The organism is Phenylobacterium glaciei, from assembly GCF_016772415.1.
GTDB lineage: Bacteria > Pseudomonadota > Alphaproteobacteria > Caulobacterales > Caulobacteraceae > Phenylobacterium > Phenylobacterium glaciei.
In genome coordinates, this window is sequence record NZ_JAGSGD010000001.1 from 548,953 (window position 1) to 562,529 (window position 13,577).

The 13,577-nt window shown below is 67.6% G+C and carries 8 protein-coding genes; 4 read left to right on the forward strand and 4 right to left on the reverse strand.

The genetic code is table 11. The features are described 5' to 3' along the window. Window positions 1-96: 96 nt before the first annotated feature. The 3 genes from JKL49_RS02735 to JKL49_RS02745 all read right to left on the reverse strand — a co-directional run bounded on the left by JKL49_RS02735 (window position 97) and on the right by JKL49_RS02745 (window position 5,861). On the reverse strand, window positions 97-2,577 hold the full coding sequence (locus tag JKL49_RS02735; RefSeq protein WP_215338178.1) for an ATP-binding protein: 2,481 nt from the start codon (window positions 2,575-2,577) through the stop codon (window positions 97-99). 437 nt (window positions 2,578-3,014) lie between these two features. Continuing rightward, window positions 3,015-3,950 carry an isopenicillin N synthase family dioxygenase gene (locus JKL49_RS02740; RefSeq protein ID WP_215338179.1) on the reverse strand — a complete coding sequence of 312 codons (936 nt, stop codon included), beginning with the start codon at window positions 3,948-3,950 and terminating at the stop codon, window positions 3,015-3,017. A gap of 9 nt (window positions 3,951-3,959) precedes the next feature. Beyond that, a complete protein-coding gene (locus JKL49_RS02745; RefSeq protein ID WP_215338180.1) occupies window positions 3,960-5,861 on the reverse strand; it encodes a monovalent cation:proton antiporter-2 (CPA2) family protein in 1,902 nt (633 codons plus the stop codon). A gap of 120 nt (window positions 5,862-5,981) precedes the next feature. Here JKL49_RS02745 and JKL49_RS02750 point away from each other — a divergent pair, with 120 nt between their 5' ends. The 3 genes from JKL49_RS02750 (at window position 5,982) to msrA (ending at window position 8,157) form a co-directional block, all read left to right on the forward strand. Then, complete coding sequence (locus tag JKL49_RS02750) at window positions 5,982-6,701, forward strand: CoA transferase subunit A (protein ID WP_215338181.1); 720 nt, start codon at window positions 5,982-5,984, stop codon at window positions 6,699-6,701. Next, complete coding sequence (locus tag JKL49_RS02755) at window positions 6,701-7,342, forward strand: 3-oxoacid CoA-transferase subunit B (protein WP_215338182.1); 642 nt, start codon at window positions 6,701-6,703, stop codon at window positions 7,340-7,342. The genes JKL49_RS02750 and JKL49_RS02755 overlap by 1 nt, the downstream gene beginning before the upstream one ends. Window positions 7,343-7,578: 236 nt before the next feature. Then, a complete protein-coding gene (gene msrA / locus JKL49_RS02760) occupies window positions 7,579-8,157 on the forward strand; it encodes a peptide-methionine (S)-S-oxide reductase MsrA (RefSeq protein ID WP_215338183.1) in 579 nt (192 codons plus the stop codon). A 143-nt stretch (window positions 8,158-8,300) separates the two neighbouring features. Here msrA and JKL49_RS02765 read toward each other — a convergent pair whose 3' ends face one another. Further along, window positions 8,301-9,863 carry an ArnT family glycosyltransferase gene (locus JKL49_RS02765; RefSeq protein WP_249778012.1) on the reverse strand — a complete coding sequence of 521 codons (1,563 nt, stop codon included), beginning with the start codon at window positions 9,861-9,863 and terminating at the stop codon, window positions 8,301-8,303. Between the two features lie 217 nt (window positions 9,864-10,080). Here JKL49_RS02765 and JKL49_RS02770 point away from each other — a divergent pair, with 217 nt between their 5' ends. Continuing rightward, entirely contained in the window at window positions 10,081-13,461 is a 3,381-nt protein-coding gene (locus tag JKL49_RS02770; RefSeq protein WP_215338185.1) for a TonB-dependent receptor, read from the forward strand. Window positions 13,462-13,577: the final 116 nt, after the last annotated feature.

Sequence of the window (13,577 nt, forward strand, 5' to 3'; positions counted from 1 at the left end):
CCGGGACCCAGATCGTAAGTCACGACCTGAACCACGAATCCGGCACGCGGCGGATGTATCTGGGCCCCGGCCTTCGCCGGGGTGAGCGGTCTATTGTTAGGCCCTCAACGCCCGCGCCTCATCGGCCGCCACGCCGGCTCCGGCCTTCTCCGTCCACACCTGTTCCACCACGCGGAGCAAACCATCGGCGGTGATGGGCTTGGTGATGTGGCCGTCGGCGCCGGCTTCTGACGAGGCCTGGGCGTGCTCGGGCATGGCGTTGGCGGTGAGGGTGTAGATCGGCGTGGGCGCAGCCTTTTCCCGGCCCTCGCGGCGGCGGATGGCGCGGATGGCGGTCAGGCCGTCCATCACCGGCATCTGCATGTCCATCAGGATCAGGTCGAAGTTCGCGCGGGCGGCCTCGTCCACCGCCTCGGCGCCGTTCTCGACGCAGGTCAGGTCGACGCCGGCGGCGCCCAGGATCAGCTCCACGACCCGGCGGTTGGTGGGATGGTCCTCGGCCAGCAGCACCCGCATGCTGTCGAGGTCGGCCTCCTCGCCCTCGGCCGCCTCGTGCTCGCCCCACAGGTCCACCGCCCCGTGCCGGCGTTGCAGTTCCAGGTCGAGCGCGAAGGTGGAGCCCTTGCCGGGCGCCGAGGTGGCCGAGAGGGTTCCGCCCATGGCCTCGGCGAGCGAACGGCTGATGGCGAGCCCGAGGCCTGTGCCGCCGAACCTGCGCGTGATCGAGCCGTCGGCCTGCTGGAAGCGCCCGAACAGCCGCTGGCGGGTCTCCTCGTCGAAGCCGATACCGGTGTCGGAGACCTCGAAGGTCAGGTGGGTGGAGGTCTCGTCGCGCCGCGCCTTGACCGACAGCTTCACCTCGCCGCCGCTCGTGAACTTTACCGCATTGCCCAGCAGGTTGGTGAGGATCTGGCGGATGCGCGGGGCGTCGCCCTGGAAGGACCCCTGCGCGTAGGGATCGACCTCGACGGTCAGCTTCAGGTCCTTGGCCTCCGCGCTCGCATGGAACAGCGAGGCGCAGGCGTTGACCGAGGTGGCCATGTCGAAGGGCTCGGGGCGGATCTCCAGCCGGCCGGCCTCGATGCGGGCCAGGTCCAGGATGTCGGTGAGCAGGGCTTCCAGGGTCTGGGCCGAGGTCTCGATCAGGTTGACCATCTCGGCCTGGCTTGAGGTCAGGTCGGTGCGGGCCAGGGCGCCGGCGATGCCCATCACTCCGTTCAGCGGGGTGCGGATCTCGTGGCTCATATTGGCCAGGAACTCGCTCTTGGCCTTGTTGGCGGTCTCGGCCTCTTCCTTGGCCTTCACCAGCTCCAGTTCGCCGCGCTTTTCCTTGTCGATATTGCGCAGCACCCCCAGCACCCGCACGATGCGGCCGCGCTCGTCGCGGATCGCCTCGCAGGCGGAATAGTGCCACTGGTGGGGGCCATCCATCTGCGGCATGCGGTAGACCTGCCGGAAGGGCGCGCCGCCCTCGATATAGGCGTCCCAGGCGCGGGTCGCCCCTTCGCGGTCGGCGGGATGGACGGCGCGCCAGATGTCGGCGTCCAGCTCCTCATAGGTCGAACCGTCGACCTCGCCGGCCTGCGGCGACTGATAGCCGGCGCCGGTCAGTTCGCGGCGCTTCCAGTCCATCTCCCACATGCGCAGCTCGCCGATCTCCAGGGCGAGCTTCAGGCGTTCCTCGTTGCGCTTGGCCTCTTCCAGGGCCTCGGCGGTGCGGGTGACGTCCACCGACATGATCAGCAGGCCGCCGATTTCGCCGTCGGCCTCGCGCCAGGGATTGATCTCCACCCGCGCCCACAGGTGGCGGCCGTCGGGCAGGTTCACCGGCACCCGGTCATGCTGCACCTGCTGGCCCTTGAGGCAGCGGTTATAGACCGGGGCCCAGCGCTGAGTGTCGGGATAGGCCTCATAGAGGCTCTGGCCGGCGACGTCCTCGCTCTGCCGCTGGGCGCGCCAGCGGGGGCTGGCCTGGATGACCCGCATCTCCTTGTCGACCATGCACAGGGCCACGGGCGCGGCCTGGACGAAGGCGGAGATCATGTTGCGGGCGGCGGCCACCTCGCCGGCCGCCTTGGCCAGGTCCTCGCGGGCGGTGTGGCGCTTCCACTCGTCGGCGGCCAGGGCCGCCAGGTCGATCAGGTAGTCGGCGAAATCCCGGTCAAAGGCGCGGGGCTCGGTGTTGGAGACAATGACAGCCCCCACGCCCCGGCCATCGGCCAGACGGATCGGCGCGCCGGCGCAGAAGCGGATGCCAAGCGCGCCGGTGACGCCCTTGTGGTCCTTGAAGCGTGGATCGGCGCTGGCGTCCTCGATCCACAAAACATCGTCCGATTGCAGGATGACGGCGGCGAAGGACTCCTCGCTGCGCACATTGCTCTTCCAGCCTTCGGGCCGCGAGGCGTGCCAGGTCTGCGCGCCCTCAACCAGGACGATGTCGCAGTTGGGCGACCGGGCATAGGCCTGGGCCAGGCGCGCGATGCGCGCCAGGGTCGGCCTCAATTCGCTGAGATCCAGTCCGCCTGTGGCGGCCAGACGTTCAGCTTCGCTGTGCGAAGCCGCGTCCTTTTTGGCCATGATGCTTCCCCCGATCAGTCGGCGGGGACGATGAGGTCCACAGAGTTAAATCTCCGTGACCGTCAAAAACCGGGCCTTCGAATTTCTACGTGGGGTTTAGGGGGGTGTTTGCGGCTGTCCTTCTCCCCTTGTGGGGTTGAGAGCGGCAGTTCGCGCTTGCGAACCGCATAGCCGAGCATGCTCGGCTCGCTCGCGACGGTGGCCCGGCGGAGCAGGGTCGGATGAGGGGTCGATGGACCTATCCATAAAACACACCGTCATCCTCGGGCTTGTCCCGAGGATCCATGATCTCCGTCTTGCCGCAGATCGCGCGGAAGTCGCCGACGAGACCTATCTTCGCCACGGTGTTTATGGATCCTCGGGACAAGCCCGAGGATGACGGTGCTTGGTGTGCGTTCGACGCGACCTCGACCCGGCAAGGGGAGACGGAAGCTGACCTACAGCAGCTTGATCTCGCGCAGCCGCTCTTTCAGGAACTCATCGGCCGTGATCGGGGTCGGGTACTGGTCCGGGTGCTGCCCATCCACGCACGAGGCCAGGGTCTTGATCTCGTAGTCGGGATTGAAGTGCAGGAAGAACGGCGTCGAATAGCGCGGGAAGCCGCGGCGCTCGGGCGCGGGGTTCACCACCCTGTGGGTCGTCGACGGCAGGCGGTTGTTGGTCAGGCGCTGCAGCATGTCGCCGATGTTGCAGACCACCGAGCCGGCCGGCGGATTGATCGCCAGCCACTGGCCGTCGCGGTCGAGCACCTCCAGCCCCGCCTCTTCAGCGCCGAGCAGCAGGGTGATGACATTGATGTCCTCATGCGCCCCGGCCCGGATATTGGGGCCGTCCTTGGGCACCGGCGGATAGTGCAGCAGGCGCAGCACCGAATTGCCGTCGTTGACCGTCGTATCGAAGAAGTGGCGGTCCAGCTTCAGATAGGTGGCGACAGCCTCCAGCACCTTGACGCCCAGTTCGTCCAGGGCGTCGTACAGCCAGGCCACGTCGGCGACGAAGGTGGGCGTCTCCACCGGCCAGACATTGGGCGGCATCAGGTCCTGATAGGGATGGCCGGGGGGCAGGTCGCGCCCCATGTGCCAGAACTCCTTCAGGTCGAAGTGGGCGGCGTCCTTGGCGGTCTCGATGCCGAAGGGGGTGTAGCCGCGCTGGCCGCCGGTCCCGACGACGTAGCGTTTCTTCACGTCCTCCGGCAGGGCGAAGAAGGCCTTGGTGGCGTCGGTCGCCGCCGTGACGGCCCTATCCGGCAGGCCGTGGTCGCAGATCACCGCGAAGCCGTAGCGTGCGAAGCTGTCGCCCAGCGCCTGGGAGAAGCCTTGGAAGTCGGCGCCGAAGGCCTTGAACGAGACGGGGGTGATGGCGGTCTGGGTCATGTCCGCCTGTTACACCGGCTGGCGATCCTTCTCCACCCGTCTGGCGGGGGCGAGTTTGTCGAGGTCGAGGTCTTCCTCGGCGCCGACCCGCCGCATCTCGGCGTTCAGCAGCCGTTCCATGGTCTCGGTGGAGTCGCGGCTGGCCAGGACGTAATTCTCCTCCTGGCCATAGGCCGGCGCCAGCTTCTCGAACAGCTTGCGGTCCAGTTTGCGGAAGGCGCCGGCCGCGGCGATGGCGCGCCGCTCGCTGAAGCCCAGGCGCATCAGGGCGCGCTTGCCCATGGCCAGACTGCCTTCGAAGCTTTCCCGCTCCACATCGTCGGCGCCGTGGGCCAGCAGGTCATAGGCGTGCCGCCGGTCCCAGGCCCGCGACAGGATGGTCAGGTTGGGGAAGGCCAGCTTGGCGGCTTCCACCAACTCCACGGCCTTGTCCTTGTCGTCGATGGCCACGATCAGCAGGCGGGCCTTGTCGGCGCCGGCGGTGCGCAGGAGGTCGATGCGGCTGGCGTCGCCATAGTGGACCTTGCGCCCGAAGGCCCGCAGCAGCTCGATCTGCTCGATGCTGGAGTCCAGGGTCACCACGTTGAAGTCGTTGGCGATCAGCAGGCGCGCGGCGATCTGGCCGAACCGCCCGAAGCCCGCGACGATCACCTCCGGGTCGCCCTCGTCGAAGGGAATGTGCTCGGGCTCGGCGCCCGGTCCCACTTCGCGGTTCAGCACCAGCTTCTCGTAGGCCAGGAAGGCCAGGGGGGTGAAGGCCATCGACAGGGCCACCACCGCTGACAGCAGCTTGGAAAGCTCCGGATCGATGACGCCGGCCGCCACGGTGAAACCCAGCAGCACGAAGGCGAACTCCCCGCCCTGGGCCAGGGACACCGCCGTGGTGGCCGCCTCGCGGTGGTTCATGCGGAACACCCGGCCGACCCCGAACATGGCCAGCGCCTTGAGGATCATCATCCCTAGCACCAGGCCGATCAGCGCTACGGGCTGGCGGGCGATCACCGAGAAGTCGAGACCCGCCCCCACGGTGATGAAGAACAGGCCCAGCAGCAGGCCGCGGAACGGCTCGATGTCGGTCTCCAGCTCGCGCCGGAACTCGCTCTCGGCCAGCACCACCCCGGCCAGGAAGGCGCCGAGCGCCGGCGACAGGCCCACGGTCTGCATCAGGGCGGCCACCGCCACCACCAGCAGCAGGGCCGAGGCGGTGAAGATCTCCCGCAGGCGGGCCTGGGCGATGAAGCGGAACACCGGCCGCACCAGGTAACGCCCGCCGCCGATCACCACGGCGACCGCGCCCAGGATGGCGAGCGCCTTGGCCCAGCCCGGCAGGCCCAGGGTGTCCAGCAGGCTCGCGCCATGAGCGGCCGCCTCCGCGGCGCCGGCGACCGGCGCCCCCATGGCCAGCAGGGGCAGCAGGGCGAACAGCGGGATCACCGCCAGGTCCTGGAACAGCAGCACCCCGAACACCGCCTCGCCGACTGTTCCCTGGCGCAGGCCCTTTTCCTCAAGATTGGCCAGCACGATGGCCGTCGAGGACAGGGCCAGCACCACGCCGGCCGCCACCGCCGTGCGCCAGTCGAGGCCCAAGGCCAGACCCGCCAGCGCGATGACCCCGGTGGTCAGCGCCAGCTGTCCGCCGCCCAGGCCGAAGATCGCCGTCCGCATCTTCCACAGCAGCGCCGGGCGCACCTCCAGCCCGATCAGGAACAGCAGGATCACCACGCCGAACTCGGCGAACTTCATGACGTCGGCCGCCTCGCCCACCAGGTTCAGCAGGAAGGGCCCGACGATGACGCCGGCGATCAGGTAGCCCAGCACCGAGCCCAGTCCGATCCGCTTGGCGATCGGCACGGAGACGACGCCCGCGGTCAGATAGACCAGGGCCTGGATCAGCAGTCCGTGGCCGTTCATCGGGCGGCCTTGCGTCTTAGGTTCGACATGCCGCGATTATGAACCGGCGTTCCCGGTTTTGTGCACGCGAAATCCGATTGCGCGGTTTCCAAATGTTGCAGTGCGGCGTAATGGGCGTTCATGGCTGACAAGACACAGAAATCCGCCGTCGACGCCCTGGCGGGGCGGCTGTTCGATGGCATGACCATCATGGCCGGAGGTTTCGGCCTCTGCGGCATCCCGGAAAACCTGATCGCGGCGATCCGCGAGGCGGGGACCCGCGACCTCACCGTGGTCTCCAACAACTGCGGGATCGACGGCTTTGGCCTGGGCGTCCTGCTGGAGAGCGGCCAGATCAGGAAGATGATCTCCTCCTATGTGGGCGAGAACAAACTCTTCGAGCAGCTCTACCTGTCGGGCGACCTGGAGCTGGAGTTCAACCCGCAGGGCACCCTGGCCGAACGCATCCGCGCCGGCGGCGCCGGGATCCCGGCCTTCTTCACCAAGACCGGCGTCGGCACCCTGGTGGCCGACGGCAAGGAGGTCCGCGAGTTCGACGGCGAGATGTACGTCATGGAGCGCGGCCTCACCGCCGATCTCTCCATCGTCAAGGCCTGGAAGGGCGACGCGGCGGGCAACCTCGTCTACCGGAAGACCGCGCGGAACTTCAATCCGATGATGGCCACGGCCGGCCGGGTGACCGTCGTCGAGGTCGAGCAGCTGGTGGCCGTCGGCAGCCTCGACAAGGACAACATCCACACGCCGGGCATCTATGTCGACGCCATCGTCGCCGGCGCCAAATTCGAAAAGCGGATCGAGCGCGTCACCACGCGGCCCCGCGAAGAAAAGGCGAGCGCCTGATGGCCTGGACCCGCGAACAGATGGCCGCCCGCGCCGCCATGGAGCTGCGTGACGGCTTCTATGTGAACCTCGGCATCGGCATCCCGACCTTGGTGGCCAATTACATCCCGGCCGGCATGCACGTCACCCTGCAGAGCGAGAACGGCATGCTGGGCATGGGCCCCTTCCCCTATGAGGGGGAGGAGGACGCCGACCTGATCAACGCCGGCAAGCAGACCATCACCGAGCTGCCGGAGAGCTCCTATTTCTCCAGCGCCGACAGCTTCGCCATGATCCGCGGCGGCCATATCGCGCTGTCGATCCTGGGCGGCATGCAGGTCTCGCAGGACGGCGACCTGGCCAACTGGATGGTTCCGGGCAAGGTGGTGAAGGGCATGGGTGGGGCCATGGACCTGGTGGCCGGCGTCAAGCGCGTGGTCGTGGTCATGGACCACGTCGAGAAGTCCGGCGCGCCCAAGCTGCTGACCGCCTGCACCCTGCCGCTCACCGGCGCGAAGGTGGTGGACCACCTGATCACCGACCTCGGCGTCTTCGACGTCAGCCGCGGCAAGTCCCCCCTGACCCTGACGGCGCTCGCCGACGGCGTCACCCTCGACGAGATCAAGGCCAAGACACAGGCCGCGTTCCAGGTAGCCCTTTAATTCCGCTCATCCCGGCGACCCGAAGGGCGGCGCGAAGCCGTCAAGGCCGGGACCCAGATCCGCTCATCCCGGCGAAGGCCGGGACCCAGATACATCCGCCGTCTTCAGGCTTCTTGGCGCCAGCTGTGACCTACGACCTGGGTCCCGGCCTTCGCCGGGATGAGCGGGTTTGGAGGTGGTTGAAACTTCCGCCCCCCGCCTTGCGTATGTCTCATCAGGACAACCAAGGTAGACCCATGAACAAGCCCCTCTTCGCCGCCACGGCCGCCGTGGCCCTGCTGCTGGCCAACGCCGCGCCCGCCGCCGGCGCGCTCAAGACCGCCATCTTCGCCGGCGGCTGCTTCTGGTCGGCCGAGCATGACATCGAGCACGCCAAGGGGGTGAAGTCCGTCGTGGTGGGCTATGCCGGCGGAACCTCCACCACCCCCAGCTACAACAACCACGAGGGGCACCTGGAGGCGATCAAGGTCACCTATGACCCGGCGCAGACCAGCTACTCCCTGCTGGTGGCCAGCTTCTTCCACCACATCGATCCCACCGATCCCAACGGCCAGATCTGCGACCAGGGCCCGTCCTATCGCACCGCGGTGTTCGTGGCCGACCCGGCCGAGCGGGCGGCCGCCGAGGCTGTGAAGGCCCAGGTGGCCAGGGAACTGGGCCAGCCGGTGGCGACCAGGATCCTGCCCGCCGGCCCCTTCTATATGGGCGAGGGCTACCACCAGGACTACGCGAAGAAGAACCCCATGGCCTACAACGCCTACCGCACCGGCTGCGGCCGCGACGCCGCGCTGAAGGCGGTCTGGGGCCACGGGTAAGTCTTCTCCTCTCCCCGTTCAGGGGGAGAGGGTAGGGTGAGGGGGCGCGCAGCAAGGCTGCGCGTCTCTGAGGTGGGGCAATAACGGAAGTTCAGAAAGAACCCTCACCCTACCCTCTCCCACAAGTGGGAGAGGGGGTGGGCCTACTCCGCCCGCACCACCTTCGGCGCCGGCGGCTGCCCGGTCACCGGGTCGCGGGGCAGGGGCGCGAAGCCCTCGCCGATGAACAGCTCCGTCCGCCGCCGGTGCTTCCTGTCCAGCATCACGCTGTGGATCTCGCGGCCCGACACGCTCTTGAAGTCCTGGGCCACCTCGTCGCGGTAGACCAGGTCCAGGCTGGCGGCCAGCACCCGGGCGCCGGTGGCCACGGTGAGCGGATCGGTGGTCTCGGCCTGGTTCTGCGGATGGGCCTCGCGCACCCACATCTTCAACGGCGGCGAATTCACCGCCCCAAAGAACTCGCGGCCGTAATAGGCGCTGGCGTTGAACAGGAACCGGTCGTCCACCACCACGGCGGTTAGGGCCGGCTCGGCGGCGGCCCGCTCGGTGATCGCCCGCACCGTCTGCTCCCAGCCCTTGGCGCGCTTGAAGGCGTTGGAGGCCCCGATCGTCTCGGTGAAGGCCGGGCTGATGACGCAGGCCAGGAACAGCGCCGCGATCAGGGCCTGGCTGGCCACCGCCCCGATCAGCCATCCCCTGGCCCGCCAGCGCATCAGCCAGGCGGCCACCAGGATCGAGCCGGCCACGTAGCCGGCCCCCGACCAGTTGGCGTTGGCGCGGCTGATGAAGGCCTGCAGGGTGACGATCAGCAGCGGCGGGATGGAGAAGCACAGCAGGGTGAGGTCGGCGTCCGTCAGCCGCCTGCGCACCGCCAGCAGCGCCAGGCCCCCGATCAGCACCGCGAAGGGGATCGGTCCGAACACCCCAAACTGCGAGACAGTGAATTCGCCGAGCTCGGCCACGTTGAACAGCTTGCGCCCGCCCCAGGCCGCATTGGCCGCCGTGTGCTGCACCGTGGAAAATCCGTGGGCGGCGTTCCAGGCGAGGTTGGGCGACAGGATCAGCAGGAAGGCGGCGAGCGCCACCCCCGCCGTCCTCCAGTCCCAGACCCGCCGCGCGTCTCTGCTGATCACCAGATGCAGGGCCAGACCAATGATCGCGTAGACCGCCGCGTACTTGCTCAGGAAGGCCAGCCCCACCGCGGCCCCGAACCCGGCCGCCGTCAGCAACCGCCGCCGACCCTCCGCGAACGGCAGCTCCACATAGGCCAGCAAGGCCAGCGACAGGAAGAACAGCAGGATGGCGTCGGTGGCGATGGCCAGGGCCGAGATCTGCACCCCGGGCATGAGAGCATAGAGCGCGCAGGCGGCGAACCCGACGGCGCCCCCATACAGCCGCCGCCCGATCCCGAACACCGCCAGAGTGGCCCCCAGATGGAACAGCGGCGCGGCCAACCGCACCCAGGCCTCGCCGTTCCCGCCGATGTGGGTGGTGGTCCAGATGGTCCAGGCGATCATCGGCGGCTTGGAGAAATACCCCCAGTCCAGGGTGCGCGACCACAGCCAGTATTGAGCCTCGTCGGGGTAGAGCTCCAGGGGCGTGACAAAAAGCGCCACCAGCCGCACCGCGGTCAGTCCAAAGGCCAGCAGCAGGGCGCCTCTCCAGTGGGCATCTGCTCCGGGGGCGGACAAAGCGTTATCAGCCAAGCGTTTCATCCCTGTCTTTGGCGGCGGACGGTGGCGCGGGGCAGGCGCCCTGTAAAGCGAATGCGTGTCTTTAAAGCAGCACTCCGCCGGGGACGCGATGTCGTAACAAATCCGTCACCCAAAGCCACATTTTTGGCGCTATAGGGACTCGCAACGCCGGGGGCCCTGGGCTTGGTGACCCTCGATGACGATGGATAGGGGATTCCAGATGACTTCGATGAAACGCCTCGCCGGTGGCGCGGCCCTGAGCGTACTCGTTTGCGCGATGTCCAGCGCGGTCTATGCGCAGGAAACCACGTCGGCCGTGGGCGGCTCGATCGTCGACCAGAGCGGCGCCCCGGTGCGCGGCGCCAGTGTCGCCATCGTCCACACCCCGTCGGGCACCCGGTCGCAGACCGCCACCGCCACCGACGGCAGCTTCTCCGCCCGCGGCCTGCGCCCCGGCGGCCCCTACACCCTGACCTTCACGGCCCCTGGCTACGACGCCAAGAGCCTCACCGGCGTGAACCTGGTGGTCGGCGCCAACCAGCGCCTCGACGTCAACATGAACGCCCAGGACCTTGTCGACGAATTCGTCGTCACCGCCTCGCGCGACGTCACCGCCAACAACACCGGCCGCAAGACCGTGCTGGACGAAACCGCGGTCGAAAGCGTCGTTTCGGTCAATCGCGACGTCCGAGACCTGGCGCGCCGTAGCGCCCTGGTCAGCCAGAACACCCGCGGCGACGGCGGCATTTCCATCGGCGGCTCCAACCCGCGCCAGAACCGCATCACCATCGACGGCGCCACCGCGGTCGACAACTACGGCCTCAACACCGGCGGCACCCCGACCATCCGCGGCCCGGTCGTGCTGGACGCCGTCCAGCAGTTCACCATCGACGCGGTCCCCACCGACGTGGAGAACGGCGACTTCCAGGGCGGCGCCCTCGACGTGGTGCTCAAGGCCGGCGGCAACGACTTCCACGGCTCGCTGTTCAGCAACTACCTCAACGACGGCATGGTCGGCGACGCGATCCGCAACGCCCCCGTCCGCACCATCATCAGCCAGAGCAACTACGGCGGCTTCCTGTCGGGGCCCATCCTCAAGGACAAGCTGTTCTTCGCGCTCTCCTATGAGCGCTACGAGTCCCTCGACCTCACCTCCACCGGCCCGGTCGGCGGCGGCTTCGGCAACGACGTCAACGGCGTCTCCCAGGCGACCATCGACACCGTCACCAACATCTTCAACACCCAGTATGCGTCCAAGTTCGACGTCGGCACGCTCGCCCGCACCAAGCCGGTCGTGGACGAGAAGTACTCCGCGAAGCTGGACTGGAACATCACCGACCGTCAGCGCCTCAGCCTGACCGCCCGCTACGCCCTGTCAGAACTCTACAGCCGCACCGACCTGTCCCGCACCTCGGCGGGCCTGGACTCCCACTGGTATCTGACCGGTGAGGAAGACTATTCCTATGTCGGCGAACTGAACTCCGACTGGACCGACAACTTCCATACGCAGATCCGCCTGACCTATCGCGACTATGAGCGCCGTCAGCTGCCGCCCTCGGGGCAGGAATTCGCCGACATCAGCGTCTGCACCGCCCCCACCAGCATCAATTCCGGCGGCGACAACCTCACCTCCTGCGGCGCCACCTCGGTGGTCCGCTTCGGCCCGGACGAATTCCGTCAGGCCAACCAGCTCGCCACCGAAACCTTCCAGGTTCAGGCCAAGGGCGAATATTCGCTGGGCGATAATCTGATCAAGTTCGGCTACCAGCTGAAGAAGCAGAACATCAACAACCTGTTCGTGCCCACCAGTGACGGGGTCTACTACTTCGACTCCATCAACGACTTCCAGAACGGCACCGCGGGCCAGCTGCGCTACGCCAACTCGGTCGGCGGCAAGACGGTGGAATCCTCCGCCGCGATCCTCGAATACATGGTCCACAGCCTGTATCTGCAGGACGCTCTGGCGGTCACCCCGGACCTGAACATCACCGCCGGCTTCCGCTACGATTGGTTTGTCAGCGACTCCGTGCCGATCCTCAACCCCAACTTCGTGGCCCGGAACAACTTCAGCAATCAGGCCACCTATGACGGCCGCGGTATCATGATGCCGCGCGTATCCTTCGACTGGAAACCCATCGAAAGCGTCAAGATCAACGGCGGCGCCGGCCTGTTCTCGGGCGGCGTCCCGGACGTGCTGATCGCCAACTCCTTCGGCAATGGCAACGGTATCCAGACGTCCGGTATCCAGATCCAGCGCACCGCCACCGGCTTCCAGGACCTCTCGGGCACCCCGGGCTTCACCCCGGCCATCGGCGCCTCGGCTCTGAACATCAACCGCGCTGATCCTCGCTTCGGCTATGACATCCCGGCCCCCGTCCTGGCCTTCCAGGGGGGCAGCGTCGCTTCGCCGCTCGCCGAAGTCTCGGCCCTCTCGCCCAACTACCAGCTGCCCTCGGACTGGAAGGCCTTCCTCTCGGCCAACTGGGACACCCCGTGGTACGGCGTCCGCCTGGGTCTCGACCTGGTGGGTTCCAAGACCCGCGACGGCATCCTGATCAAGGACACCCGCGCCCAGCCGCTGATCGTCAACGGCGCCATCGCCCGCACCCCGGACGGCCGCATCCGCTACGACGCCATCGGCGCCACCACGGCGGCGACGGCTGCGGCCCGGACGACCTTCAACGTCACCTCGCAAAACCCCGGAGGTTCCACGCGCGATCTGGTGGTGTTCAACGACAGCGCCGGCCGCGGCTTCACCGTTGCGGTCTCGGCGTCGAAGACCTTCGACTTCGGCCTGGACGTCCGCGCCAGCTACACCCACTCCGACATCAAGGACCGGGCGTCCTCGCTGCGCTTCTCCTCGACCCAGAACTCGCTCTACGGCGGCATCTCCGGCGATGACCCGAACGGCGCCGCCTACGGCACGTCCTTCGACTCCATCGATCACGCGTACAAGCTGGACGTCTCCTACGCCCACAAGTTCTTCGGCGACAACGAGACCCGCGTGACCCTGTTCGGCGAGCGCCGCTCGGGCCGCCCGACGTCCTTCGTGATGTCGGACGCCACCTCTGGCCGCGGCCCGGTGTTCGGCGTCAACCGCGGCAACTTCCTGCTCTACGTCCCGCAGATCACCGGTGAAGTGTCGGGCCCTACCGACCTCGACGTTGGCCTGGTCACCTTCGACACCGCCGCCACCCGCGACTCCTTCATCGCGGCGGTGAACAAGTTCGGTCTCACCGAGAACGCGGTGCAGGAAAAGGGCTCCTATACCAACCACGACATCAATCAGGTGGACCTGCAGCTCTCGCAGGAAATCCCCTCGCCGATCGCCGGCCACAAGTTCCGCCTGACCTTTGATGTCCAGAACCTGCTCAACCTGATCAACAACAAGTGGGGCGTGTTCGACGAGTACACCGACACCGACCGCCTGATCAGCGTCGCCTGCGCCGACGCGACCGGCGCCGCCGTCACGGCGACCTCGCCCAACCCCTTCGCCTGCAACCGCTACCGCTACTCCAGCTTCCAGACGACGGGCACGCAGCGCAACCTGCCCCAGGACATCAAGAAGTCGCTCTGGGCCATCCAGGTCGGTCTCCGCTACGAGTTCTAGTCCTCTCAGGCGACCTCGCTTACGGAAAGGGCGGCCCTCCCGGGCCGCCCTTTTTCGTTGTCCAGTTGAGCGAAGGTCTAGCAACCCCACCTCCTCGCCCCCTTCAGGGGGAGAGG